General features: G+C 66.4%; 27 protein-coding genes. 7 read left to right on the forward strand and 20 right to left on the reverse strand.

Annotated elements, in window-relative coordinates; genetic code table 11:
* Window positions 1-9: 9 nt before the first annotated feature.
* Entirely contained in the window at window positions 10-1098 is a 1089-nt protein-coding gene (locus AZSP09_RS04085; protein ID WP_014237438.1) for a patatin-like phospholipase family protein, read from the forward strand.
* On the opposite strand, the gene AZSP09_RS04090 is transcribed toward AZSP09_RS04085, so the two are convergent.
* A complete protein-coding gene (locus AZSP09_RS04090; protein ID WP_043798137.1) occupies window positions 1055-2245 on the reverse strand; it encodes an ABC transporter substrate-binding protein in 1191 nt (396 codons plus the stop codon). The two genes, AZSP09_RS04085 and AZSP09_RS04090, sit on opposite strands and share 44 nt — an antisense overlap.
* A gap of 171 nt (window positions 2246-2416) precedes the next feature.
* Between AZSP09_RS04090 and AZSP09_RS04095 the strand changes: the two genes are divergently transcribed.
* From AZSP09_RS04095 to serB, 4 genes are all read left to right on the forward strand, one after another.
* Complete coding sequence (locus tag AZSP09_RS04095) at window positions 2417-4993, forward strand: PAS domain-containing hybrid sensor histidine kinase/response regulator (protein ID WP_152089256.1); 2577 nt, start codon at window positions 2417-2419, stop codon at window positions 4991-4993.
* Between the two features lie 137 nt (window positions 4994-5130).
* Window positions 5131-6207: a 3-deoxy-7-phosphoheptulonate synthase gene (locus tag AZSP09_RS04100; protein WP_152089257.1), complete on the forward strand. Its 1077-nt coding sequence runs from the start codon at window positions 5131-5133 to the stop codon at window positions 6205-6207.
* Between the two features lie 19 nt (window positions 6208-6226).
* A complete protein-coding gene (locus AZSP09_RS04105; RefSeq protein ID WP_014237434.1) occupies window positions 6227-6769 on the forward strand; it encodes a gamma carbonic anhydrase family protein in 543 nt (180 codons plus the stop codon).
* Between the two features lie 27 nt (window positions 6770-6796).
* Complete coding sequence (gene serB, locus AZSP09_RS04110; RefSeq protein WP_152089258.1) at window positions 6797-7639, forward strand: phosphoserine phosphatase SerB; 843 nt, start codon at window positions 6797-6799, stop codon at window positions 7637-7639.
* 77 nt (window positions 7640-7716) lie between these two features.
* Here serB and AZSP09_RS04115 read toward each other — a convergent pair whose 3' ends face one another.
* The 12 genes from AZSP09_RS04115 to AZSP09_RS04170 form a co-directional block, all read right to left on the reverse strand.
* Entirely contained in the window at window positions 7717-8034 is a 318-nt protein-coding gene (locus AZSP09_RS04115) for a hypothetical protein (RefSeq protein ID WP_014237432.1), read from the reverse strand.
* Window positions 8035-8110: 76 nt separating this feature from the next.
* Entirely contained in the window at window positions 8111-8305 is a 195-nt protein-coding gene (gene iscX / locus AZSP09_RS04120; protein WP_152089259.1) for a Fe-S cluster assembly protein IscX, read from the reverse strand.
* A gap of 10 nt (window positions 8306-8315) precedes the next feature.
* Window positions 8316-8657: an ISC system 2Fe-2S type ferredoxin gene (fdx, locus tag AZSP09_RS04125; protein WP_014237430.1), complete on the reverse strand. Its 342-nt coding sequence runs from the start codon at window positions 8655-8657 to the stop codon at window positions 8316-8318.
* Window positions 8654-10534: a Fe-S protein assembly chaperone HscA gene (gene hscA, locus AZSP09_RS04130; RefSeq protein ID WP_014237429.1), complete on the reverse strand. Its 1881-nt coding sequence runs from the start codon at window positions 10532-10534 to the stop codon at window positions 8654-8656. The genes fdx and hscA overlap by 4 nt, the downstream gene beginning before the upstream one ends.
* On the reverse strand, window positions 10534-11064 hold the full coding sequence (gene hscB / locus AZSP09_RS04135; protein WP_014237428.1) for a Fe-S protein assembly co-chaperone HscB: 531 nt from the start codon (window positions 11062-11064) through the stop codon (window positions 10534-10536). Before hscB ends, hscA begins: the two co-directional genes overlap by 1 nt.
* A gap of 160 nt (window positions 11065-11224) precedes the next feature.
* Window positions 11225-11548: an iron-sulfur cluster assembly protein IscA gene (gene iscA, locus AZSP09_RS04140; RefSeq protein ID WP_014237427.1), complete on the reverse strand. Its 324-nt coding sequence runs from the start codon at window positions 11546-11548 to the stop codon at window positions 11225-11227.
* Between the two features lie 34 nt (window positions 11549-11582).
* Window positions 11583-11972: a Fe-S cluster assembly scaffold IscU gene (gene iscU, locus AZSP09_RS04145; RefSeq protein ID WP_014237426.1), complete on the reverse strand. Its 390-nt coding sequence runs from the start codon at window positions 11970-11972 to the stop codon at window positions 11583-11585.
* Window positions 11973-11995: 23 nt separating this feature from the next.
* Complete coding sequence (locus AZSP09_RS04150) at window positions 11996-13204, reverse strand: IscS subfamily cysteine desulfurase (RefSeq protein WP_130458434.1); 1209 nt, start codon at window positions 13202-13204, stop codon at window positions 11996-11998.
* Between the two features lie 43 nt (window positions 13205-13247).
* A complete protein-coding gene (locus AZSP09_RS04155; RefSeq protein WP_152089260.1) occupies window positions 13248-14405 on the reverse strand; it encodes a cysteine desulfurase family protein in 1158 nt (385 codons plus the stop codon).
* Between the two features lie 16 nt (window positions 14406-14421).
* A complete protein-coding gene (iscR, locus tag AZSP09_RS04160; RefSeq protein ID WP_014237423.1) occupies window positions 14422-14898 on the reverse strand; it encodes a Fe-S cluster assembly transcriptional regulator IscR in 477 nt (158 codons plus the stop codon).
* A 60-nt stretch (window positions 14899-14958) separates the two neighbouring features.
* A complete protein-coding gene (gene cysE, locus AZSP09_RS04165; RefSeq protein WP_130458432.1) occupies window positions 14959-15714 on the reverse strand; it encodes a serine O-acetyltransferase in 756 nt (251 codons plus the stop codon).
* A gap of 54 nt (window positions 15715-15768) precedes the next feature.
* Complete coding sequence (locus AZSP09_RS04170) at window positions 15769-16548, reverse strand: RNA methyltransferase (protein WP_130458431.1); 780 nt, start codon at window positions 16546-16548, stop codon at window positions 15769-15771.
* 101 nt (window positions 16549-16649) lie between these two features.
* On the opposite strand from AZSP09_RS04170, the gene AZSP09_RS04175 reads away from it, so the two are divergent.
* Window positions 16650-17453 carry an inositol monophosphatase family protein gene (locus AZSP09_RS04175; protein WP_152089261.1) on the forward strand — a complete coding sequence of 268 codons (804 nt, stop codon included), beginning with the start codon at window positions 16650-16652 and terminating at the stop codon, window positions 17451-17453.
* A gap of 84 nt (window positions 17454-17537) precedes the next feature.
* Here AZSP09_RS04175 and AZSP09_RS04180 read toward each other — a convergent pair whose 3' ends face one another.
* The 5 genes from AZSP09_RS04180 to AZSP09_RS04200 form a co-directional block, all read right to left on the reverse strand.
* Window positions 17538-20462 (reverse strand): putative bifunctional diguanylate cyclase/phosphodiesterase, encoded by a 2925-nt coding sequence (locus AZSP09_RS04180; protein WP_152089262.1) that lies wholly within the window; start codon window positions 20460-20462, stop codon window positions 17538-17540.
* Window positions 20463-21404 (reverse strand): substrate-binding domain-containing protein, encoded by a 942-nt coding sequence (locus AZSP09_RS04185; RefSeq protein WP_152089263.1) that lies wholly within the window; start codon window positions 21402-21404, stop codon window positions 20463-20465.
* 184 nt (window positions 21405-21588) lie between these two features.
* Window positions 21589-21810, reverse strand: a complete 222-nt coding sequence (locus tag AZSP09_RS04190) for a glycine zipper 2TM domain-containing protein (RefSeq protein ID WP_130458429.1) — start codon at window positions 21808-21810, stop codon at window positions 21589-21591.
* Between the two features lie 27 nt (window positions 21811-21837).
* The gene (locus tag AZSP09_RS04195) at window positions 21838-22422 is read right to left on the reverse strand and encodes a glycine zipper 2TM domain-containing protein (protein ID WP_152089264.1); all 585 of its coding nucleotides are present in this window, start codon (window positions 22420-22422) and stop codon (window positions 21838-21840) included.
* 27 nt (window positions 22423-22449) lie between these two features.
* The gene (locus AZSP09_RS04200; protein ID WP_050804300.1) at window positions 22450-22764 is read right to left on the reverse strand and encodes a hypothetical protein; all 315 of its coding nucleotides are present in this window, start codon (window positions 22762-22764) and stop codon (window positions 22450-22452) included.
* On the opposite strand from AZSP09_RS04200, the gene AZSP09_RS04205 reads away from it, so the two are divergent.
* The gene (locus tag AZSP09_RS04205) at window positions 22763-22975 is read left to right on the forward strand and encodes a hypothetical protein (RefSeq protein WP_152089265.1); all 213 of its coding nucleotides are present in this window, start codon (window positions 22763-22765) and stop codon (window positions 22973-22975) included. The two genes, AZSP09_RS04200 and AZSP09_RS04205, sit on opposite strands and share 2 nt — an antisense overlap.
* Before the next feature lie 35 nt (window positions 22976-23010).
* Here AZSP09_RS04205 and AZSP09_RS04210 read toward each other — a convergent pair whose 3' ends face one another.
* Window positions 23011-24372: a sigma 54-interacting transcriptional regulator gene (locus AZSP09_RS04210; protein WP_014237414.1), complete on the reverse strand. Its 1362-nt coding sequence runs from the start codon at window positions 24370-24372 to the stop codon at window positions 23011-23013.
* A 2-nt stretch (window positions 24373-24374) separates the two neighbouring features.
* A complete protein-coding gene (locus tag AZSP09_RS04215; protein WP_152089266.1) occupies window positions 24375-24827 on the reverse strand; it encodes a hypothetical protein in 453 nt (150 codons plus the stop codon).
* Between the last annotated feature and the right edge of the window lie 34 nt (window positions 24828-24861).

Raw genomic sequence — 24861 nt, forward strand, 5'->3', positions numbered from 1 at the left:
GACAACGCAATGGCAAAGACTGCACTGATCATCGGGGGCGGCGCCCCCAACGCCACCCTCATGGCCGGGGCCCTGGTGGCCTTCGAGGAGGCCGGCGTCGAATTCGACGTGGTTTCCACCGCCGGGGCCGGCGCCCTCATCGGCCTGCTCTACCTGGCGCCCCAGGGCGGCGATTCCCTGAAGGCCCTGCGCAGCACCGTGGACATGGGCATCGCCGACGCCCTCTACCAGCGCTATCCGGTCAATTTCAAGGTATTCCAGAAATCCGGCTCCATCGCCGAGGCCTACCGGGCCCTGCTGCAGGCCAATCCCCTGGTCCAGGCCATGGAGCAGCAGCTGGGCGGCCATGAGGCGACGCGGCTGCAGGCCGACCTGATCAAGCTGATGTTCGCCGTGGCCTGCCCCACCGACCTCAATGCCGACAGCCTGGGTCTCTGCGCGCCGGTGCCCTTCCTCGAGCAGGTGGTGGATTTTTCCGCCCTGCAGCAGCGCCACGAGCGTTTCTACGTGAACGCCTACAACATCAACGACCGGCGCATGCAGAATTTCAGCAGCGCCAAGGGCCAGATCAGCGGCGATGCCCTGCGCGCCGCCCTGGCCTTCCCCTTCCTCTACCCACCGCACCAGATGGTGGATCCGGAGGACGGCCAGCCCAAGTACTACTACGAAGGCGCCGCCCACGACTGCCTCAACTACGAGGCCCTGGTCAGCCACGAACCGGAGGTGAAGGACATCGTGGTCTTCGACGTGCTGGGTGCCGAGAAGCTGATGCGCACGCCGCGGGACCTCTACGACGCCTGGCTGCTCTCCATCATCGTGCCCCTGGTGGAAATCGCCCGGGACGACACCAAGATCTTCGAAGCCAAGTACAACCGGGACGGCAAGTGGAACCTGCTCAAGGTGCCCTTCGACATCCCGGCGGACAAATGGGAAACCTCCCTGGACTGGTCCCGTTCCAACCTGGAGACCCTGTTCCAGGTGGGCTACGACTCCGGTCGCCAGTTCCTCGCCGGGGCCGGCAGCCACCTGCCCCGCCGCGGCCAGGCCGCCAAGCCTAGCGCGCCAGCAAAGGGCAAGCGCTCGCCGAAAGGGGGCTGAAGGCCTGCTCCCCGGGGATGGTGCGCAACACCCGCAGGTAGTCCCAGGGTTCCCGGATATCCCCGGGCTTCTTCACTTCCAGCAGGTAGATGTCGTGCACCATGCGCCCGTCTTCCCGCAGGCGGGCGTTGCGCACGATGGGGTCGCGGATGGGGATTTCCCGCATCCTGGCCACCACGGTAGTGCCCTTGTCGCTGTCGCTGGCGGCCACCGCCTTGAAGTAGTGGATGAGGGAGGAATAGACGCCGGCCTGCAGGTCGCTGGGCATGGCGCCGGTGCGCTCGAAGAAGCGCTGGGACCAGGCCCGGGCCTCCGGGTCCTGGTTCCAGTAGAAGGAATGGGAAAGCTTGAGGCCCTGGGCCAGCTGGGGCTTCATCACATGGACGTCGTTGAGGGCGGTGGCCACCGCCGCCAGCACCGTCTTGCCCTTGCTCACCCGCAGCAGGTCGAAACTCTGCCGCACCGCCCGGATCATGTCCTGGCCCGCATCCACTAGGGCGATCACCTGGGCGCCGGACTCGGCCGCCTGGCGCAGCTTGACGAACAGCTGCCGCTCCCCCAGGCCATGGTAGGTGCGCCCCAGCACCTGGCCGCCGTTGGCCTCGATCACCGCCGCCAGCTCCTTTTCCGTATTGCGGCCGAAGGCATTGTCCAGGGTGATGAAATACCAGGTCCTGGCGCCACTCCGGGTCAGTTCCCGGCCCAGGGCGGTGGTGTAGGCCTGGCTGTCGTACATCCAGTGCACCCCGGTGGCGGCACAGCGGCTGCCGGTGATTTCCGTGCTCATGACGCCGTTGTAGAAGACCACAGCCCCCTTTGGCCGGTTGATTTCCTGCACCGCCAGGGCGATGGGGGAACTGGCCACGTCGGCGATGACGTCCACCCCCTCCTCGAACAGCCAGCGCTTGGCCACTGCCGAGCCCTGGGCGACGCTGTTGCCGTGGTCGGCGAAGAAGAGGCGGATGGGTTTGCCGTTGATCTTGCCGCCCACGTCCTCGATGGCCATGCGCGCCGCCGCCACGGAACCGCTGCCGGTGATGTGGGCATAGGTCGATTGCATATCCACGAGCAGGCCGACGCGGATTTCCCCGTCGGAAAAATCGGCCCGGGCGGCCAGGCTGAAAATCGCCAGAGACAAGGCCAGCATTGACTTTCCGGCCCACGACCGGAGACCGGCGGAGCGGTCGGCGGCAATCTGCAAAGACCGGGGAGCGGGGAACAGCTTGTCCATTGGCGGCTTCTCAGTGGAAAATGCCAAACATCATAAAAGCGACAAGCGGCGGTCACAACCGCTGATTTCCATTCGGGGACCCAATCCGTGCCGCCACGACCCAGAGCCTCCCAGCGACTCCCCTTCGTCATCTACGGCTTTGCCATCCTGGCGGGACTCATCCTGGTGCTCGGCTTCGCCCGTTTCAACACCCTGCACGAAGTCTTCCTCGACGCCAATTTCGACAGCGTCCACGGCGCCCGCACCCTGCTCAAGGCACGCTACTTCATCGGCCAGAGCCAGGAGTTGCTGGAGCGGGCCGCCGATTCCCCCGACGCGCGGCGCAAGCACGTGGCCGCCGCCTGGGAAGCCCTGGCCCTGGCCGAGAACTACAGCGCCGAAGGCCGGGACAGCAATCCGGAAATGCGCGCCCGGCTCTCCGAGCGCATCCGCAACCTGAAGCTGAAGACCAACCAGTACCTGGAAGGCAGCGGCACGCCCGCCGCCGACCTGCCCCATCTGGTGCAGGAGTCCCGCCTCCTGGCCGACGACCTGGAAGCGGCGGAACTGGACCGCTGGGGCATGCTCTCTTCCATGAACGCGGCCCTGGCCGAGCGCATGGAGCAGATGCGCCTGTTCATCGCCGCCATCGTGGTCGGTTTCATCGCCCTCATGTCCATGCTGGGCTGGGCCCTGACCCGGGCCAGCCGGGCCGAGAGCGCCCTGTTGCGGGCCAAGGAGGAAGTGGAGGCGATCCAGCAGACCACCCTGGACGCCTCGGCCATCGGCATCGCCTACCTGGACACCAGCAACCACGAAGACCGGCACGTGGTCCTGGCCAACCGGCAGATGGCTGCCATGTTCGGCTACGGCTCCCAGGAGGTGATCGGCCTGCGGGCCGAGGAGCTGTACCCGAGCCGGGAAAGCTTCGTCAGCGCCACCCAGGACATCATGCCCATACTGGAACAGGGCCAGGTGATGCGCCAGGAGCTGATCATGCGGCGGCGCAACGGCGAGTGCTTCTGGTGCGCCGTGTCGGGCAAGGCCATCAATCCGGACGACCTCAGCCGCGGCGTGGTATGGACCTTCGAGGACGTCACCGAACGCAAGGCGGCGGAAAGCGAACTGCGCCACGCCCGGGAAAAGGCGGAGGCGGCGAACCGGGCCAAGAGCGAATTCCTGGCCAACATGAGCCACGAAATCCGCACCCCCTTCACCGGCATCCTGGGGGTGCTGGACCTGCTCCTGCACACGCCCCTCAATGAAAAGCAGGAGCGCTACATCCGCCTGGCCTACGGCAGCACCAAGCAGCTGCTCGCCATCCTCAACGACATCCTGGATATTTCCAAGATCGAGGCCGGCAAGCTGGTGATCCATCCGGAGGAGGTGGACCTGGTGCTGCTGCTGGGCGAACTGACCGAGGTCCAGGCCGCCGCCGCGGCCCAGAAGGGGCTGGAGTTCCGCTACCACATCAAGGGCATCATCCCGCCCAAGATCCATGGCGATCCGGTGCGCCTGCGCCAGATCATGGCCAACCTGCTCAACAACGCCATCAAGTTCACCAACAGCGGCTGGGTCGAACTGGACATCGAATGCACCCGCATCGCCCCCGGCCGCCAGCACCTGCGGGTCGAGGTGCGGGACTCGGGCATCGGCGTGCCGCCGGAACTGCAGGAAACCATCTTCGACAAGTTCACCCAGGCCGATTCCTCCACCACCCGCCTCTTCGGCGGCACCGGCCTGGGCCTGACCATCTGCAAGCAGCTGGTGGAACTGATGCACGGCAGCATCGGCGTCAGCAGCAACAGCGGCGAAGGCAGCTGCTTCTGGTTCGACATCGAACTGCCGGAAAGCGACCCCACGGTGAGCCCGGTGCCCGTGCTGCCGGCGGGCAGCCCCATCACCGCCCTGCCCCGGGACACCCGCATCCTGCTGGTGGACGACACCGAGGCCAACCGGGAAGTGCTGGCCGAATACCTGGCCCAGGCCCACTGCCAGGTGCGCCAGGCGGCCAACGGCCTGGAGGCGGTGACCCTGGCGGAAAGCTGGCAGCCGGACGCCATCCTCATGGACTGCCAGATGGCCGGCATGGACGGCTACGAGGCCACCCGCCAGATCCGCATCCAGGAAGGCCAGCGGCGGCGCACGCCGATCATCGCCCTGACCGCCTTCGTCATGCGCGGTGACCGGGGAAAATGCCTGGCCGCCGGCATGGACGACTACCTGCCCAAGCCGGTGGACGCCCAGACCCTCATCGCCACCATCGGCAAATGGCTGGAAGGCCGCGAGACCAATCCGGCCCGGACGCCCCGCTTCAGCGGCCGCATCCTGCTGGTGGACGACAACCCGGAAATCCGGGAGGCCAGCACCTGCCTGCTGGAAGCCCTGGGCTGCCAGGTACAGAGCGCGTCTTCCGGCGAAGAGGCCCTGCAACTGGGCCCCGAGGCCGACTTCGACCTGGTGCTGATGGACTGCCGCATGCCCGGGCTCGACGGCTGCGCCACCACCCGGGCCTGGCGGGCCCGGGAACGGGGCACGCCGACGGCCATCATCGCCCTCACCGCCGGCGACCCGGACGAGAGCCGGGCCCAGTGCCGGGAGGCGGGCATGAACGACTTCCTCGCCAAGCCCTTCTCGGAGCAGGAACTGGTCACCCTGCTGCGCCGCTGGCTGGCTCCGCAATAAGTACCGGCTATCGCGGCATTAGGGTGCGCAAGGGACGGCGGAAGGGTTAAACTCCCATCCTCGGCTTGGCGGCGTCCGTTCCGGTGGGCGCCGGCTCCTCCCGATTGCAACCGGAACCAGTGCTGCCCATAACGACCATGACCACCCCCGACATCGACAACATCAATATCGCCGCCTTCGACCCCATGCCGACCCCGGCGGCAATGCTGGCCAGCCAGCCCCTCTCCGAGAAGGCCGCCGCCGTGGTGCGCCAGGGCCGGCAGGACCTGAAGAACATCCTGGACCGCAAGGACCACCGCCTCTTCGTGGTGGTGGGCCCCTGCTCCATCCACGACCCCGTCGCCGGCCTGGACTACGCCCGCCGCCTCAAGGCCCTGGCCGACGAGGTCTCCGACACCCTGCTGCTGGTGATGCGCGTCTACTTCGAGAAGCCCCGCACCACCGTGGGCTGGAAGGGCTACATCAACGACCCCTTCATGGACGACTCCTTCCGCGTGGACGTGGGCATGGCCAAGGCCCGGGAGTTCCTCCTGCAGATCAATGAAATCGGCCTGCCCGCCGGCACCGAGGCCCTGGACCCGAATTCTCCCCAGTACTACGGCGACCTCATTTCCTGGACCGCCATCGGCGCCCGCACCACCGAATCCCAGACCCACCGGGAAATGTCTTCCGGCCTGTCCACCCCGGTGGGCTTCAAGAACGGCACCGACGGCAACACCGAAATCGCCATCAACGCCATTCTCTCCGCCTCCAAGCCCCACAGCTTCCTCGGTCTCAACGACCAGGGCCAGGTGGCCATCGTGCGCACCACCGGCAACGCCTACGGCCACATCGTGCTGCGCGGCGGCGGCGGCCGGCCCAACTACGACACGGTCTCCGTCTCCGTGGCCGAGCAGGCCATGGTCAAGGCCAAGCTGATCCCCAACGTGGTGGTGGACTGTTCCCACGCCAACAGCCTGAAGAAGCCCGAACTGCAGCCCCTGGTGATGTCCGACGTGGTGAACCAGATCCGTCTGGGCAACAAGTCCATGGTGGGGGTGATGATCGAATCCAACATCGAGGCCGGCAACCAGTCCATCCCCGCCGACCTGTCCCAGCTCAAGTACGGCTGCTCCGTCACCGACGGCTGCGTGGACTGGGCCACCACGGAAAAGATGATCCGCGACGCCGCCACCCTGCTGCGCGACGTGCTGCCGGAACGGCAGGCCGGTTAAGCCTTTCCCGGCCCTGCCTATGCTCCTCAGTCCCTACCTGGACACTTATCCGTCCGTCGGCGAGTCCTGCTACCTTCACCCCTCGGCCCAGCTCATCGGCGACGTGCGGCTGGGGCGGGATTCGTCGGTGTGGTGCAACGCCGTCCTGCGGGGCGACGTGAACCGCATCGAGATCGGCGCCTGCAGCAACATCCAGGATTTTTCCATGGGCCACGTCTCCCACAAGAATGCCGCCAAGCCGGAGGGCTCGCCCCTGCTGATCGGCGACTACGTCACCGTGGGCCATGGCGCCATCCTGCACGGCTGCCGCATCGGCGACGAATGCCTGATCGGCATGGGTTCCATGGTCATGGACGATGCGGTGATCCAGCCCCGGGTCATGCTCGGCGCCGGCAGCCTGGTGTCCCCGGGCAAGACCCTGGAGAGCGGCTACCTCTACGTGGGCCGCCCCGCCGTCCGGGTGCGCCCCCTCACGCCTGACGAAATCGCCTACCTGCGCTATTCCGCCGAACACTACGTGCGGGTGAAAAACAATTACCTGTCGTCGCCCCAGACGACCTGAGTTCCACCCCGATCACCGCTCACCACCATGAACCTCATCATACAGAACGGCGCCCTGCCGACCTTTCTCCTCGACCGCATTGCCGCCGCCACCCAGGCCGCTGCCGTGGAACCCCGGCCGCCCCGGGTGGTGTGCTTCCGCAACGCCAGCCGCACGGCCGAATTCGACGCCCTGCTGCCCCTGATCGAAGCCGAAAAGCTGGACTGGGCCTTCGTCCCCGCCGGCCGCAAGCTGGCCGACTACGGCCTCATCTGCTTCGACATGGACTCGACCCTCATCACCATCGAGTGCATCGACGAACTGGCCGACTTCGCCGGCAAGAAGGCGGAAGTCTCCGCCGTCACCGAATCGGCCATGCGCGGCGAAATCGACTACCGGGAAAGCCTGCGCCGCCGCCTGGCCTTGCTGGCCGGGCTGGACGCCCGGGTCCTGGCCCGGGTCTATGGCGAACGCCTGCTGCTCTCGGAGGGCGCCCGGGAACTGCTGGAAGCGGCCCAGACGGCCGGCCTGCGCACCGCCATCCTCTCCGGAGGCTTCACCTATTTCACCGAACGTCTGCGCATCGAACTGGGCTTCGACTTCGCCACCTCCAACGAACTGGAAATCTCCGGCGGCAAGCTCACCGGCAAGGTGGTGGGCGACATCGTGGACGCCCAGGCCAAGGCCCACCACCTCAACCGGCTGCGGGACGAACTGGGCCTGGAACGGGAGCAGGTGATCGCCGTCGGCGACGGCGCCAACGACCTCTTGATGATGGCCGAAGCCGGCCTTTCCGTGGCCTTCCACGCCAAGCCGGCAACCCGGGCCAAGGCCTCGGTGGCCATCAGCCACGGCGGCCTGGACAGCCTGCTCAACCTGTTCGAAGCCTGAAGCGCCCCGGCTCCGACAGCAAAACAAAAGCCCCGCAGTGCGGGGCTTTTGTTTGGGCGGCAAATGCTTTCCCGGGGCTACAAGCCGGCCAGGGATTCCTCCCGCTTACGGCGCAGGCCTTCGGGCATGCGCAGGGTCTGGCGGTCCCAGCCCTCCAGGTCGAGCACCCGGTCCAGGCACTCTTCCAGTTCCGCATGGGCGGTGTTGGTGGAGGCGGCGATGAGCTGATGCACCGGCCGCTCGCTGCTCGGCGCCTCCAGACAGTCCTGCTGGTAGCGATAGAGCCCGCGCAGGTCGCGGATGGCCGCCGCCACCTGGGCCGGACAGGCACACATGTAGATGGTTGCCTCGTCGATGATCCGTTCCAGTTGCTGGTCGCTGAAGCGCTGTTCCATGGTCGTGCCTTCCCTGTCCTGATTGCTTCGTTCCACCTCGGCGGCGGGCGGGGTCAATTCGCCCGCATCACCCGAATTACTCGGCCTCTTCGATCCAGGCGCCCTGGATGGCTTCCAGGATTTTCTCGCCGCAGTGCTTGGGATCGTCGTTGAATCCGGGCAGGGCCATGACCCAGTTCATCAGGTCCACGAAATTGATCTTGGTGGGGTCCACGTCCGGATGGGCGTCGGCGAGTTCGATGACAATATCGTTGATGTCGGTCCATTTCATGGCGCTCTCCTCAGTGCTTGCCTTCCTTGGCCATGTTGATGGTGTACTTGGGGATTTCCACCACCAGGGGCGTGGCCTTGACGATGGCCTGGCAGGACAGGCGGGAATTGGGCTCCAGGCCCCAGGCCTTGTCCAGCATGTCCTCTTCCAGATCCTCGGCAGGTTCCAGGGAATTGAAGCCTTCCCGGATCACCACGTGGCAGGTGGTGCAGGCACAGGACTTCTCGCAGGCATGCTCGATTTCGATATCGTGCTGCAACAGGGCATCGCAGACGCTGGTGCCCGGTTCGGCCTCGATCACGGCGCCCTCGGGGCACAGCTCCTCATGGGGCAGGACGATGATCTGGGTCATTCTTCTTCTCCGATTTTCACGTCGTCCACCCGCTTCCCGGCCAGGGCTCGCTTGATGCTCTGGTCCATGCGGCGGGCGGCAAATTCATTGGTTTCCAGGGCCAGCAGGTCCATGCCGTGGTTGATGGCATGGCGGTCCTCGCCCTGAATGACGGTGCGCAGCTTTTCCAGGGCCACATCGACCCGGGCCCGCTCGCCCGCATCCAGCAGGTGGGGGTCTTCCTTGAGAGCCGCTTCGGTGGCTTCGAGCAGGCGGTCGGCCTCGACCCGGGCTTCCTGCAGGGCGCGGCGGAAGGCGTCGTCCTTGGCGTGCTCCAGGGAGGATTGCAGCATGCCGGTGATTTCGTCGTCGGTGAGGCCGTAGGACGGCTTCACCGCCACGGAGGCCTCCACGCCGGAGGTCTGTTCCCGGGCGGTGACGGAGAGCAGGCCATCCGCATCCACCTGGAAGGTGACGCGGATGCGCGGCGCCCCGGCCACCATGGGGGGAATGCCCCGCAGTTCGAAGCGGGCCAGGGAACGGCAGTCGGACACCAGCTCCCGCTCGCCCTGAACCACGTGGATGGCCATGGCGGTCTGGCCGTCCTTGAAGGTGGTGAATTCCTGGGCCCGGGCCACGGGGATGGTGGAATTGCGGGGGATGACCTTCTCGGTCAGGCCGCCCATGGTCTCCAGGCCGAGGGACAGGGGAATCACGTCCAGCAGCAGCCAGTCGTCGCCGGGATTGCGGTTGCCGGCCAGCAGGTTGGCCTGGGTGGCGGCGCCGATGGCCACCACCTTGTCCGGGTCCAGGTTGGTCAGGGGCTCCTGGCGGAAGAACTCGCCCACGGCCTTCTGGATGGCGGGAATGCGGGTGGCGCCACCCACCATGACCACGCCCTTGACGTCGGTGGGACGCAGGCCCGCATCCCGCAGGGCCTTCTTGCAGGGCTGCAGGGTCTTGGCCACCAGGGTCTGGGTGATGTCGTTGAAGACTTCGGCGGAAAGCTTGAGGTTCACCAGTTCGCCGCTGGTGAGCTTGGCGGTGATCGGCGCCTCGTTGTGTCCGGTCAGGTATTCCTTGGCTTCCCGGGCCTTGGTCAGCAGCAGGCGGGCGTCCATGGCGGCCAGGGGCGCCAGCTTGGCGGTCTCGCTGATCCAGCAGAGGATGCGCTGGTCGAAATCGTCGCCGCCCAGGGCGGAGTCGCCGCCGGTGGACATGACTTCGAAAACGCCCTTGGAGAGGCGCAGGATGGAAATGTCGAAGGTGCCGCCGCCCAGGTCGTAGACGGCGTAGATGCCCTCGGAGCCGTTGTCCAGGCCGTAGGCGATGGCGGCGGCGGTGGGTTCGTTGAGCAGGCGCAGGACGTTGAGGCCGGCCAGGCGGGCCGCATCCTTGGTGGCCTGGCGCTGGGCGTCGTCGAAGTAGGCGGGCACGGTGATGACGGCGCCCACCAGTTCGCCGCCCAGGGCGGCTTCGGCCCGGGTGCGCAGCACCTTGAGGATGTCGGCGGAGACCTCCACCGGGCTCTTCACCCCGGCCCGGGTCTTCAGCCGCACCATGCCCGGCGCCACCTGGAAATCGTAGGGGGCGGATTCCACGTGGCCGATGTCTTCCAGGCCCCGGCCCATGAAACGCTTGACGGAGACGATGGTGTTCTTCGGGTCCCGGGCCTGCTCGGCCTGGGCCTCGATGCCCACCACCACCTCCCCTTCCGGGGTGTAGCGCACCACGGAAGGCAGCAGGGCGCGTCCGTCCTCGTCGTTGAGGACCACGGCCATGCCGCTGCGCACGGTGGCGACCAGGGAATTGGTGGTACCCAGGTCGATGCCCACCGCCAGCTTGTGTTCGTGGGGCAGTTCGGACTGGCCGGGTTCGGCGATTTGCAGTAGGGCCATTATTGGTCTTCCAGGGCCACCAGGGCCTCGTCAATATCGTGTTGCAGCTTTTCCAGGAACATCAGGCGGCGGGTCAGGTCGGCCGCCGCCGGGTAGTCGGCCTGCTGGTCGAACAGGGCGCCCAGTTCCGCATAGCGTTCGGCGATCTGGTCCCGCAGGCGGAAATGCAGGTCTTCCAGTTCATCCACCTGGCCGGCCTGCCGCGCCTCTTGCACGGCTTCGCGCCATTCCATCTGCTCCATGAGGAAATCCACGGGCATGGCGGTGTTGTTTTCGGCGCCCACGTCCTGGCCCGCCAGATGCAGCAGGTACTGGGCCCGCGGCAGGGGTTTCTTCAGGGCCTGGTAGGCCTCGTTGACCCGGGTCGCCCATTGCATGGACAGGCGCCGGTCCGCTTCGGAAGCGTCGGCGAACTTGTCCGGATGCACCTGGGCCTGGGCCTCGCGGAAGCGGGCATCAAGCACGCCCAGGTCCACATTGAAGACCCGGGGCAGCCCGAAAAGGGTGAAATGATCAGCGTTGAAATCCATGGCGGCCCCGATTGTATTGTTTTTTGGGCGGATCAGGCTCCACCCGCGGGCAAAGCGCAGCCAGGGCTAGGCGCGCCCCAAGAAGATGTCCCCAGGGAATCCCTGCGGGACAGTGCAAGCAGCACGGCAAGCCCGGGCAATGACGCCAAGGCAAGCCGCCTCAGACCTTGAAGCTTTCGCCGCAGCCGCACTGATCCTTGACATTGGGGTTGTTGAACTTGAACCCCTCGTTCAGGCCTTCACGGGCATAGTCCAGCTCGGTGCCGTCCAGGTAGGGCAGGCTCTTCGGATCCACCAGCACCTTGACGCCGTGGCACTCGAAAATCTGATCGTCTTCGGCCAGTTCGTCAGCGAACTCGAGCTTGTAGGCCATGCCGGAGCAGCCGCTGGTGCGGACACCCAGGCGCAGGCCGATGCCCTTGCCGCGTTTGGTGATGTAGTTGGCCACGTGCTTGGCCGCCTGCTCGGTCAGTGTAACCGCCATGATGTGTTCCCCTTGGAAAACTGGACAATAAAGCTCAGTTGTCTCCGTGCTTCTTCTTATAGTCGGCCACCGCCGCCTTGATGGCATCTTCCGCCAGGATGGAGCAGTGAATCTTCACCGGCGGCAGGGCCAGTTCTTCGGCGATGTCCGTGTTCTTGATCTCCAGGGCCTGGTCCAGGCTCTTGCCCTTGACCCACTCGGTCACCAGGCTGGAGGAGGCAATGGCGGAACCGCAGCCGTAGGTCTTGAACTTGGCGTCCTCGATGACGCCTTCCTTGTTGACCTTGATCTGCAGCTTCATGACGTCGCCGCAGGCGGGGGCGCCCACCATGCCGGTGCCGACGCCGCCCTCTTCCTCCTTGGTGAAGGAACCGACGTTGCGGGGATTTTCGTAATGGTCCAGGACCTTGACGCTGTATGCCATGATGATTGCTCCTTAATTCAGGTTCAGTGGGCAGCCCACTGGACGGTATTCAGATCGATGCCTTCCTTGAACATGTCCCACAGGGGGGACAGTTCGCGCAGCTTGCCCACCTTGCTGTGCAGCAGCTTGACCACGAAATCCACCTCTTCCTCGGTGGTGAAGCGGCCGATGGAGAAGCGGATGGAACTGTGGGCCAGTTCGTCTTCCCGCCCTAAGGCACGCAGAACGTAGGAAGGTTCCAGGCTGGCGGAGGTGCAGGCGGAACCGGAGGAAACAGCCACGTCCTTGATCGCCATCAGCAGGGACTCGCCTTCCACGTAGGCAAAGCTCATGTTCAGGTTGTGGGCGACGCGGTGCTCCAGGTCCCCGTTCACGTAGACCGCTTCCATGTCGGAAAGTCCCTTCAGCAGCTTGTCGCGCAGGGCGGCGATGCGCTTATTTTCCTCGACCATCTCTTCCTTGGCCAGACGGAAGGCTTCGCCCATGCCGACGATCTGGTGGGTGGCCAGGGTGCCGGAGCGGAAACCGCGCTCGTGGCCGCCGCCGTGCATCTGGGCTTCCAGGCGAACGCGGGGCTTGCGGCGGATGTAGAGGGCGCCGATGCCCTTGGGGCCGTAGGTCTTGTGGGCGGAGAAGCTCATCAGGTCCACCTTGAGCTTGTCCAGGTCGATATCCACCTTGCCGGTGGCCTGGGCCGCATCGACGTGGAAGATGATGCCCTTCTCGCGACAGATCTCGCCGATCTCGGCGATGGGCTGAACCACGCCGATTTCGTTATTCACGAACATCACGGATACCAGCACGGTGTCGGGACGGATGGCGGCCTTCAGCACTTCCAGATCGATCAGGCCGTTCTCCTGCACGTCCAGGTAGGTGGCGGAGAAGCCCTGGCGCTCCATTTCGCGCACGGTGTCGAGCACGGCCTTGTGCTCGGTCTTGACGGTGATGATGTGCTTGCCCTTGCCGGCGTAGAAATTGGCGGCGCCCTTGATGGCCAGGTTGTTGGATTCGGTGGCGCCGGAGGTCCACACGATTTCCTTGGGGTCCGCATTCACCAGGGCGGCGACCTGCTCCCGGGCCTCTTCCACGGCGGCCTCGGCTTCCCAGCCGTAGCTGTGGGAGCGGGAGGCGGGGTTGCCGAACTTCTCCACCAGGAAGGGGATCATCTTTTCCGCCACGCGCGGATCCACGGGCGTGGTGGCCGAGTAGTCGAGGTAGATGGGCAGTTTCATGTTCTCGTCGCTCCAAAAAGGTTTTGCACGTTCTTGTTGTCCGTTACGACGCCATGGCCGTGAGGCTGGTCAGGCGTTCCAGGGTGCCCTTCAGCACCCCGAGAAATTCTTCAATCTGGGCCGCCGTACTGGTGGCCCCCAGGCTCACCCGCACTGCGCCCCGGGCCAGTTCCGGCGCCACGCCCATGGCCATGAGGACCCGAGAAGGCTCCGGATTGGCCGAGGAACAGGCCGCACCGCTGGCCACCGCAAAACCGGCCCGGTCCAGGTAGCCCACCAGGGTTTCGCCATCCACACCGGGAAAGGCGAAGTAGCTGGTGTTGGGCAGGCGCTCGGCGCCGGCACCGAAAATCCTGGCACCCTGGTGATGCAGACCGGCTTCCAGTTGCTGTCGCAAATCCGCCAGCCGGCGTCGGTTTTCCTTCACGTTACGGGCCGCCAGGGCACAGGCTGCACCGAACCCGACAATGGCGGGGACGTTTTCCGTACCGGAACGCAAGTTCCGTTCCTGTCCGCCGCCGGCGATCAGGGGCTGCAGCTCGACCCGCTTGTCCAGGACCAGGGCCGCGGCACCCTTGGGGCCGCCGATCTTGTGGCTGGAAACGCTGAGGGCGTGGACGCCGGCCCCGTTGAGGGCGCGAAAATCCAGCTCCAGCTTGCCCAGCACCTGCACCGCATCGCTGTGGAACCAGGCGCCGGTGGGCCGGGCCGCCTGGGCCAGGGCGGCCACATCCTGCAGCACGCCGGTTTCGTTGTTGGCCAGCATCACCGACACCAGGGCCGGACGCCGGGCCAGAAGTTCAGCATAGGCGCCCTGCTCCACCCTGCCCTCGCCATCAACGGCCAGGGTAGCCACTTCCCAGCCCTGGCGGGCCAGCTGCTCCGCCGGACGGGCGATGCAGGGATGCTCCACGGCGGAGACCGCCAGCAGGCCGGGCCGCAGGCTGGCCGCCGCGCCCTTGAGGAACAGGTTGTTGCTTTCGGAACCGCCGCTGGTGAACACCACCTCGGTGGCATGGGCGCCGGTGGCCGCCGCCACCTGCTGCCGGGCCTCGTCCACCGCCCGCCGCGCCGCCCGGCCGTACTCGTGGCGGCTCGAGGCATTGCCGTACTGCTCGCGCAGATAGGGCAGCATGGCCTCCAGCACCTCGGGATGCAGCGGGGTGGTGGCGTTATGGTCCAGATAGACCGGGGCGAACATGGCGGCGATCCAGCTTTCAGGCGCGGACCAGGACTTCCTTGACCCGGGGCCGGGGACCAAGGCGCTGCCCCGTGAGCAGGGCCACCTTGTCCTGCTGCTTGCTCACCAGGTCGTGCAGGCTCACCGAGGCCAGGTATTCATACATCTTGGCATTGAGGGTGGACCACAGGTCGTGGGTCATGCAGCGGTGTTCTTCGTGGCAGTTTTCCTTGCCGCCGCACTGGGTGGCGTCCAGGGGCTCATCCACGGCGCGGATGATGTCGGCCACCGTCACCTGCTCCAGGGGCCGGGCGATACAGTAGCCGCCGCCGGGGCCGCGCACGCTTTCCACCAGGTTGTGGCGGCGCAGCTTGCCGAACAGCTGTTCCAGGTAAGACAGGGAAATCTTCTGCCGTTCGCTGATGCCGGCCAGGGTCACCGGACCCTCACCGCCACGGATGGCGAGGTCGATCATGGCGGTAACGGCGAAACGTCCTTTGGTGGTCAAGCGCATTTTTAGGCCCTCCAGGAAATACCTGAGAATTTAAGTCAACTATACTGATACCCGGATTTATTAGTCAACTATTTTGCTCAGGTATTTGGGATCGAAACGGTCGGCCACCGCCAGTTCGTCCTCCACCCGCACGCCGGCCTGTTCCAGCTTGTGCAGCAGGGTTTCGATGCGCCGGTCGGTTTCCACCGCGTGGTCGAGCAGGCCGTGGATGGCCTTGGCCAGGGGGTCGTCCTGGTTCTGCTGGGCCACGGCGTAGGCGGAAAAGCCCATTTTCACGGCCTTCTCCTCCCGCTTCTGCTCCTGCTCGCCCTGGATGATGCGGGCCGGATTGCCGACGGCGGTGGCGCCGCCGGGTACATCCCGCACCACCACGGCGTTGGAACCCACCTTGGCCCCAGCACCCATGGTGATGGGCCCCAGCACCTTGGCCCCGGCGCCAATGACAACGCCGTTCTCCAGGGTGGGATGGCGCTTGCCCTTGTTCCAGGAAGTGCCGCCCAGGGTGACACCGTGATAGAGGGTGACGTCGTCGCCGATGACGGCCGTCTCGCCGATCACCACGCCCATGCCGTGGTCGATGAAGAAACGGCGGCCGATGGTGGCCCCAGGATGAATCTCGATGCCGGTCAGGAAGCGGGAGATGTGGGCGACGAAACGGGCCAGCCAGCGCAGGCGATGCCCCCACAGCCAGTGGGCCAGCCGGTGCAGGGTGATGGCATGGATGCCCGGATAACAGGTGAGCACCTCCAGCACGGACCGGGCCGCGGGATCGCGGTCGAAAACCGAGTGGATGTCTTCACGCAGGCGGGCAAACATGGATCAATACTCCTTGGATTTGTGGGGTTATCTTAAAATATCCCACTATTTTCATCAACTATTGTCCCGATTAATCTTGGCCCCGGGCAAGGGCTTCTCCGCCGCTGCCAGGATGCCGCGCAGGATGTTGATCTCGTCCTTCTCCAGGGCCGCCCGTCCGAACAGGCGGCGCAGCTTGGGCATGAGGCGGCGCGGACTGTTGGGATTGAGGAAGCCGGTGGCCGTCATCAGGCGCTCCAGGTGGGCGTAGAAACCTTCCACCTCCTCATGGCTGGCCGGCGGCGTGGCAAAGGGCGTGGCCAGGGAACTGACCGGGGGCGCCCCGTCGAAGGCCGCCTGGCGCACCTCGTAGCACAGCACCTGGACGGCGGCCCCCAGGTTGAGGGAGCCGTAATCCGGGTTCACCGGCACCGTCACCAGCCGCTGGCACTGTTCCACCTCCGCATTGGTGAGGCCGGAAGTCTCGCCGCCGAAGACCAGGGCAATGTCGCCCTGGGCCGTCCACTGCAGCAGCTCGGGCACGGCCTGGCGCGCCGGCCGGGGAATGGGCCCCAGGTCCCGCTGCCGGGCCGACAGGGCCGCTGCCAGGACGGTGCCCTGCAAGGCCTCTTCCAGACTGGTGCAGATGCGGGCGTGCTCCAGCACGTCGGCAGCACCGGAGGCCCGGGCGGTAGCTTCGTCATCGGGAAACTGTTTCGGATTGACCAGGGTCAGGCGGGACAGGCCCATGGTTTTCATGGCCCGGGCGGCGGCGCCGATGTTGCCGGGATGGCTGGTGTTGCATAGCACGACGCGGATGCGTCCGAGCATCTCAATGGGGCTAATGGGGTTCATGGTGTAAAATGCCGGTTTATCCAAATGCTTAGGGCAGTCGCCGGCCGGGTCTACAAGACCGGAAGCCCGGAAACTGCCCCTTCGAGTTCTTTACAAAAGCCATGCATCCAACCCTGAACATCGCCGTCAAGGCCGCCCGTCGCGCCGGCCAGATCATCAACCGCGCCTCCAACGACATCGACCTGCTCAAGGTCGTTGCCAAGCAGCAGAGCGACTTTGTCACCGAAGTGGATCGGGCTGCCGAAGCCGCCATTATCGAAACCCTGCGCGAGGCTTACCCGAATCACGGGATTCTAGCAGAGGAGAGCGGCGCCTCCGTCGGACGGGATGAGGAATACCAGTGGATCATCGATCCCCTGGACGGCACCACCAACTTCATCCATGGCTTTCCCCAGTACGCCATTTCCATCGCCCTGGCCCACCGCGGCCAGGTGACCCAGGCCGTGGTCTACGACCCCATCCGCAACGAGATGTTCACCGCCACCAAAGGTGCCGGCGCCTTCCTCGACGATCGCCGCATCCGCGTCGGCAAGCGGGCCAAGCTGCAGGACGCCCTGATCGGCACCGGTTTCCCCTACCGCAGCTTCGACCACGTGGATGCCTACCTCAACATCTTCAAGGAACTGACCCAGACCTGCGCCGGCATCCGCCGCCCGGGTGCTGCCGCCCTGGACCTGGCCTGGGTGGCCTGCGGCCGTCTGGACGGTTTCTGGGAATTCGGCCTTTCCCCCTGGGACATGGCCGCCGGTTCCCTGCTCATCAGCGAAGCTGGTGGTTTGGTCACCGACCTGGCCGGCGAACCCGAGTATCTGGAGAGCGGCAACGTGGTGGCGGGCAGCCCGAAAATCTTCGCCCAGCTGCTGCAGACCGTGCAGTCCAACCGGGGCAGCAATCTGCCGCGCTGAAGCGCCAAGGCACGCCTCGCCCGCTACGGGTATAAAAAAACGGCGCCTGCGGGCGCCGTTCTTCTTTTCCGCGATCGTTTTGCCTCAGCTTTCCGGCATGGGGACGCCACCCCGTAGCGGCACCGGCACATAGGCGGCAACCCAGGCCTGGAATTCCTCCGCCGGCACCGGCCGGCAGAAATGGTAACCCTGGGCGATGTCGCAGCCCATGGCGTTGAGGATCAGCAGTTCGGCCTCGTGCTCCACCCCTTCGGCCACCACCTTCAGCCCCAGGCTGTGGCCCAGGGAGACGACGGCGTGCACGATGGCCAGGTCGGCCGAATCGTTGACGATGTCCCGGACGAAGGAGGCATCGATCTTCAGCTTGTCCAGGGGGAAGCGCTTCAGGTAGGACAGGCTGGAATAGCCGGTGCCGAAATCATCGATGGAAAGGCGCAGGCCGGCCTGCTTCAGTTCGGCCAGGACGGCGCCCACCTGCTCCGGCTCCTCCATGACGATGCTTTCCGTCAGTTCCAGTTCGATGCGCCCGGCGGGCAGAGGATAGTCGCCGACGATGTCGAGCAGGTTTTCCTTGAAGTGCTTCTGGCGGAACTGCAGGGACGACAGATTCACCGCCACCGGCACCGGTTTCAGGCCCATGGCCGGCCACTGCTGGTCCCACTGCACCTGCTGGCGGCAGGCTTCGGCCAGGACCCAGTCGCCGATTTCCAGGATGGTGCCGGTCTCCTCGGCCAGGGGAATGAAGTCGGCCGGTGAAACGAAGCCCGAGTCGCCCCGCCGCCAGCGGATCAGGGCCTCGGCCCCCACCAGGCGGCCGCTGCGGATCTCCACCTGGGGCTGGTAGAAAAGCACGAATTCCTTGCGCTGCACCGCCCCCCGCAGGGAGTTCTCCAGGGCCAGGCGCTCCCCGGCCCGGGCGTTCATTTCCGGGCGGAAGAACTGGTAGTTGTTGCGCCCCCGTTCCTTGGCATGGAACATGGCCGTGTCCGCATTCTTGATCAGTCCCTCCTCGTCCTCGCCGTCGGCAGGGAAGACGCTGATGCCGATGGAGGCCGTCACCCGCAGCTCCTTGCCGGCGATGTTGAAGGGCGCCGTCAGCTGGGCCAGGACGGCGTCGGCCACATGGGCCGCGTCCTCGGAGCGGCGGATGCGGTGCAGGACGACGATGAATTCGTCGCCCCCCAGGCGGGACACCGTATCCGATTCCCGCACCGCATCCTGCAGACGCTTGGTGACGCCCTTGATCAGCTCGTCGCCGACGGAATGGCCGAGGGAATCGTTGATGGTCTTGAAGCGGTCCAGGTCGATGAACAGCACCCCCACCTCATGCCCCTCCCGGGCGGCGGCTGCAATAGCCACGGTGAGCCGGTCCTGCAGCAGCATGCGGTTGGGCAGGCCGGTGAGAGGATCGTGCTGGGCCAGGAACTGGATGCGGTCCTGGGCCGCCTTGTGCTCCGTAAGGTCGGAGTAGATGGCGATGTAGTTGCTGACCGTCCCGGCGGCATCGGCCACGGCGCTGATGGCGGCCCACTGGGGATGGATGCGGCCATCCTTGGCCCGGTCCCAGATTTCCCCCTGCCAGTGGCCAGTCTCTTTCAGGCTGCGCCACAAGTTCGCGTAGAACGCCTGGTCGTGGCGACCGGACTGGAGGAAACGGGGCGTCCGCCCCCGCGCCTCTTCCAGGGTGTAGCCGGTGACGGCGACGAAGGCCCGGTTCACCAGCAGGATGCGATTTTCCGCATCGGTGACGAAGACCGCTTCCCGGCTCTGTTCCAGCACGCTGGCCCACAGGCGCAGCTGGTCCTCCCGGCTGCGGATGGTATGGGCCATGTCCTGCAGGGAATCGAAAAGGCTGGCGAACTCGACGCTGCCCGGCGCCTGCCCGGCGATACCGTCGTACTGGCCGGCCTTGACCCGTTCCACGCTGGCCAGCAGGTTCAGCACCGGCCGGGAGATGCCCCGGTTGGCCAGGGCCTGGCTGAGGGGCACCACCAGGGCCCCGGCCAGCAGCAGCACCAGCAGCAACACCCCCAGGGTTTCCCGCACCTGCTTGTTTACGCCCTCCTTTTCCAGGACCAGGAGCGGATAGGCCTGTTCGTTGCCCAGCAGGGGCAGGGAAAACAGCATGAGGAAGTGCCGGGGCGTCTCCTGCCAGCCGCTCAGGGGATTGCCGGCATTTTTCAGGAGCGGCGCCGCCCGGCTCAGATCGACCTCGGAAGCCAGGGCCTGGATGTCCCCCACCACCTGCCCCTGGGCGAAGAGCAGGCCAAAGTGCAGCGGCGTGTAGCGGGTCACCTGTTCCAGAAAGCCCTGGCCCAGGGTCTGGGCCACCACCACCCGCCCGACCGTGAGGGGCTCGCCCCGGGGAAAGTGGCGGATCACCGGGGCGCTGGCCAGCAGCATCAGCCCGTCGGGCGAGCGGACCATGGCCTGGGTCGGCGGCGCATTGCGGGCCAGGCCGGCGAGGAACTCCACCTCCACCGGCGTGCGTCCGACGTGCCACTGGTTGGGCGAGAGGGAGTCCTGTTGCCAGGCCAGGGGAGCACCCACATTGTCGAAGGCCAGGAAGCCCGCCTCCTGGCCGTTTTTCTCCACCCGGCCGAAAGCCACCCACTGGCCCCGGCTGTCCACCACCACCAGGGACAGGTGGTCGGTGGCGCTGGAAAGACGGGCCAGGTCCCCGGCCAGGCGCTTCTTCTCCCCGTCGAACACCAGGGGATCGTAGTGCAGGGGATCGGAATAGCGGGACACCAGGTTGAGGCTGGCCACCAGGGCCTCGTCCGCCGCCAGGCGCCCGGCCATCTGCAGCAGAAAGGTCTGGCGGGCCCGGATTTCGGCACTGAGGGCCCGCTGGGCGGTAGCAAAGACCTCCCGGGTTTCCTCCCGGTGGAAGCGCTCCACCCCGACGGAAAGCAGGGTGCCCACCACCGTCAGCACCAGAAAGATGCTGAGCAGGAGCAGGGCCAGCAGCTTGGCCTTGATGCTGGGGAGCCAGTTGGGGGGGGGCATCTAGAAAACCGGCTCCTGGCGGGCACTGCCCTGCCGCGTCACCAGCTGGCTGGGCACCACCACCCGCCGCGGCACCGGGCGTCCGGCGAGGATGTCCCGCACCACCCGGGCTGTCGCTTCGGTACTCAGGGGATAGGTGAAAGAGGCCCGCTGCTCGCCGTCAGCGATGGCCTGGCGCGCCTCCCGGATGTAGTCGATGCCGACGATGACCAGCCGGCCCGGATCGATGCCGTGCTTGCGCAAGGCCAGACGGGCGCCGCTGGCCATGCTGTCGGACTGGGCGTAGATGGCATCGAAGGGGCGCCCTTCCTCCAGCGCTTCCTCCACGGCCTTGACCGCGTCGGCCCGCAGGTAATTGGCCGGGCGGATGCTGTGCAGGCGCAGGCCGGGGTGGCGGCGCAAGGCTTCGACAAAGGCGGCGGTGCGCATCTGGGAGGTGCTGGCGCCGGGAATGCCCTGCAGCACCAGCACCGTGCCCCGGCCCTGCAATTCGGCGGCGATGAAGGCGGCGGCAGCGGCACCGATCTGCCCGTCGTCGGGCCCCACCCAGGTGGTATAGGCGTCCCCCTCCACCCGGCGCATCAGCAGCACCACCGGGATACCCTGGCGGTAAGCCTTGGCCAGCACGGGCGCCAGGGCCCGGGAATCCCGGGGACTGACGATCAGCACATCGACGCCGCGGGCGACGAAGTCCTCCACGTCGGCCACCTGCCGGGCCGTCTCGCCCTGGGCATCGGAAAAGACGAAATTGACGCCGGGCTGGCGATTGAATGCCTCCACCAGGGCCCGTACCTGGGCCAGGCGGTAGTCGTTGGCCAGGGTGTCCTGGGCGAAGGCCACCAGGCGGGGGCGCTCGCCCCCCTGGGCTCCCCCTGCGGCAGCCAGGCACCAAAGCAGCAGGGCCGGGAACAACCAGGCCCTTATTTTGTGATTCGGAAACATCCCACTCGCTCCCTGCCGACGGGCATTGCCGATGGTATTTTTTCTATGACAAAAATACTAGCATGACCCGGGGCCGGCTGCGGCGGTGCACCAAAAAAAGAGCCGATGGTAGGCGCCCCCGCCTACCATCGGCTTACACAAGCACCCGGAAACCGGGCGCGGCTCAAAGGGATTCGGCTCGGCGTCAGCGACGCTTGGACAGCTCGTTGCCCACTAGGCCACCGGCAGCGGCGCCGGCCACGGTACCCGCCGTGCTGCCGCCAGTCAGGGCGGAGCCGACCACACCGCCGACGACGGCGCCGGTGGCCACCCCGACCTGCTGCCGGGTGGGATTACCGCTACAGGCGGACAGGGTCATGGCCAGGACGGCAGCGGCGACGAGGGCGAAGGATTTTGCGGTTTTCATGTTGTTCTCCACGGGGTTGGGATGGGTTCAGGGAATGGCGCTGACGTTGCCGTTCACCACCTTCACCTTGTCGCCGGCGGCCACGGCGGGCACGTGGGACTGGGAAATGGTGCGGTAGGCGCCGTCATCCATGCGCACGGTGATGCGGTAGGCGGTCTGGCGGTTCATGTTCTTTTCGATGCTGTTGCCGGCATAGGCCCCGCCGGCAGCGCCGATCAGGGTCATGGCCGTATTACCGCCGCCCCGGCCGAACTGGTTGCCCACCAGGGCGCCGGTGACGCCGCCGGCCACGGCCCCCAGGCCGCTGGCATTGCCTTCCAGCTGCACCATGCGCACCGTTTCCACCACGCCGCAGTTGGCGCAAGTGGACTTGGCGCTGGCGGCACCCTTGGCGGCGGGCTTGCCGCCCTCCTCTGCCTTGGCGGCGGCCTTATCGGCCCCCTGCTCCTGCAATTGGGAAGACGCGGTGGGAATAAGGCCGGTGATGGCGCCGATACCCAGCAGACTGAAGACGGTGAGAGAGACGGCGGCGGCCGTCAGCAGGGGATGCAGGCGACGGGCCCGCACCGGGGCCGGGGTCGGGGAATGGCCGATTTCGAAAGTGGAATCCATGGTCGCTCCTTGGCAGGGGGAACTGGCTTACCAGTCGTGGCGGTCGTGGTGGTGACGGTGACGATGCTTGTAGTGGCCGCGGTGGTAACCCCGGTCGTGGCGGTCGTCGTAATAGCCGCGGCGGCGGCCATCGTCGTAACGGGAACGGGTATTCAGGGAAACGCCGGCAGCCGCGCCGAGGGCGCCGCCGACCATGGCCATGTCGCGGCCGCCGATGGCCGAACCGACGGCGGCGCCGGCCGCACCGCCAAGGGCGCCGCCAACCACGGCATCGCCGTCGATGCCACCGTGGGCATGGGCCGCATTGAACAGACCGGTGCTACCGATCAGCAGGGCCAGCATGACAACTTTCCTGAACTTCATTTTTATTCTCCTGGGCAAAAAGCGCCGCCTTGGGAGTGCGGCTTGCAACCGTTATTGCAACGGCCGTGCCAGGAAAAAAACTTCCTTGAAGATCAGTTGGTTAGGAGAAAACAAAAAGAACGGGCCGGCCCCGGAATTTCGGGGCGGCCCGACAGGGGCTGCCAGCCTTGATCGCAGCCAATTGATTTAAAACGAATTTATTTTGTCGGGCCAGCCCGACGCCCCTCAGGCGCTGTCACCGGCCCCGGGCTTGAATTGCTTGGCATCCAGCTGATGCCGTTCCAGCAGCTTGTAGAACTCGGTGCGGTTGCGCTGGGCCAGGCGGGCCGCCTGGGTGACGCTGCCTTCGGTGAGGCGCAGCAGGCGCACCAGGTAATCCCGCTCGAACACCTTCTTCGCCTCGTCCAGGGAAGTGAAGGCGCTATCACCGGAGCGCAGCGCCCCCTGGATCAGGGCCGCCGGCACCAGGCCGCCGCTCACCGGGGAGAGGGCCACCGCCTGCTCCACCACATTCTGCAACTGCCGCACATTGCCCGGCCAGGGCGCCGTCACCAGGGCTTCCATGGCATCCGGGGCGAAGGCGGTGACGGGTTTGCCATAGCGGCTGGCCGTGCGCTGCAGGAAATGGTTGGCCAGCAGGGGAATGTCCTCCCGCCGCTCCGCCAATAGGGGCAGAGCCAGGGAGACCACGTTGAGGCGGTAGTAGAGGTCTTCGCGGAACTGGCCGCTTTTCAGGAGTTCGTCCAGGTCCCGGTGGGTGGCCGAAACCACCCGCACATCAACCGGCACCGCCTGGGTGGCGCCCACGGGGCGCACCTGGCGCTCCTGCAGCACCCGCAGCAGCTTGGCCTGGAGGGACAGGGGCATGTCGCCGATCTCGTCGAGGAAGACCGTGCCGCCGTCCGCCTCCAGGAACAGGCCCTTGTGGTTGTAGGTGGCGCCGGTGAAGGCACCCTTGCGGTGGCCGAAGAGTTCGGACTCCAGCAGGTTTTCCGGAATGGCGGCGCAGTTGATGGCGACGAAAGGCTTATCCGCCCGGGGGCTGGCCAGGTGGATGGCCCGGGCCAGCAGTTCCTTGCCGGTGCCGCTGGCGCCGGCGATGAAGACGCTGGCATCGGAGGCCGCCACCAGGCGGGCCCGCTCCAGCAATTCCTGCATGGCCGGGCTGCCGCCCACCAGATCGGCGCGCCAGGGCTCGTTCTCGCCGCCGCCCTGGCCGGCGGGGGACGCCAGGCGCAGGGCCTGCTCCACCTGCTCCAGCAGGGCCTTGCCGTCGAAGGGTTTGGTGAGGAAGCCGAAGACGCCGCGGCGGGTGGCATCCACCGCCTCGGGAATGGTGCCGTGGGCGGTGAGCACGATCACCGGCAGGGTCGGGGCCCGGCGCTGGATCTCGTCGAACAGGGCGAGGCCGTCCATGCCGCCCATCTTCAGGTCGGTGATGACCAGTTGGGGCCGCTGGGCCTGGAACATGACCAGGGCCTGCTCGCCGCTGTCGGCGGTGCGCACCCGGTGGCCGGCGGTGGCCAGGCGCAGGGCCAGCAGTTTGAGGATGTCGGCGTCGTCATCCACCAGCAGCAGTTCGGCCATGGCTATTGCCTCCCCTTGCGGCTGCGCTCGATAAGCTGGCGCTCGATGGACTTGAGTTCGTCCAGCTGTTCCTTCAGCTGCTGGGCCCGGCGCCCTTCCTTCAGGCGCTCGTTGAGCTGGCCCTGGACCAGGGTCGCCAACTGGCCGGCGGGACCGGCATGGCCGGCCAGGGGTTCGAGCAGGGCCAGGGCCCGGGACTTGTCCTCCAGGGCCGGCTGAGGCAAGGCCAGCAGTACCCCCAGGCGCAGGCGGCTGCCCAGGCTGCGTTCCCGGTTGTAGGCCTGCTGGGCGGACGCCAGCTCCCGCTTCTGTTCCTCGGCGTTGGCGGCGGCAGTCTTCTGGGCCAGGGCCAGGGTATCGAGCACCAGGCGGTTTTCGTCCACCGGCGCCGGCGGCACATGGCTGCAGGCCCCCAGGATGAGGCAGAGGCTCAGCAACAGGGATGGGAATTTCATGGGTATGCGGTAAGACAAGGCAGTTCGGCAAGGG

It is taken from the genome of Azospira sp. I09, from assembly GCF_009177135.1.
Taxonomy (GTDB): domain Bacteria; phylum Pseudomonadota; class Gammaproteobacteria; order Burkholderiales; family Rhodocyclaceae; genus Azospira; species Azospira oryzae.